Origin of the sequence: Arenibacter lacus (assembly GCF_008711145.1) — a bacterium.
GTDB lineage: Bacteria > Bacteroidota > Bacteroidia > Flavobacteriales > Flavobacteriaceae > Arenibacter > Arenibacter amylolyticus.
This window is the reverse complement of record NZ_VVIN01000230.1, coordinates 1-590: the sequence shown is the minus strand read 5'-3', so window position 1 is coordinate 590 and position 590 is coordinate 1. Positions and strand designations below refer to the sequence as shown.

The 590-nt window shown below is 38.5% G+C and carries 1 protein-coding gene; it reads right to left on the bottom strand.

The genetic code is table 11. The features are described from left to right. Positions 1–157: 157 nt before the first annotated feature. On the bottom strand, positions 158–590 hold a 433-nt coding region (locus F1E73_RS17290; protein ID WP_150452697.1), incomplete at its 5' end, for a 4'-phosphopantetheinyl transferase family protein.

Sequence of the window (590 nt, the reverse complement as noted above, 5' to 3'; positions counted from 1 at the left end):
TCAGCTCCAGAACTATGAGGTGAGTGGGAATATCTTGATATTGAGAAAAGAGCCAATCAAAAACAAGCTCCATATCCGTGTTGGTATTGTGGAACAATCATGGGGATTACCCAACAGAGTGAAAAAGCCACAGGGGTATGTAGTAATCCTATGTTCATTAGTCTTGGTTTTTTATGGCATATACACAGGTATACCCTTCAAATTCCAAGAAATTAATATCATAGTTGTAAGATTTTCCCTTAAAAATACTAGTACCCGTTGTTTGCGTATCGGAAGAGAGGGAAAAGTCCGTAATATCCATATGATGCAGAAAACTTATTCCTTTTTGGGCGCAAATTTTATAGAGGGACTCCTTGGCGCCCCAAACAATGGTTAGTTTTCTGATTAAGGCATCGGTATTAGCCACCGTTTTATACTCCTCCAAAGGGGTATATTTACTGGCTATTTTTAGAATTTTTTCGCGTTGCATTTCTATATCGATACCCACTTCTAATTGGTCCGAAATTATGATTCCCGTAAATTCATGGGAATGGGTGATAGATATAAAACGCCCGTCCTTTAAATGGGGTTTTCCTGCTTCGTCATAATAG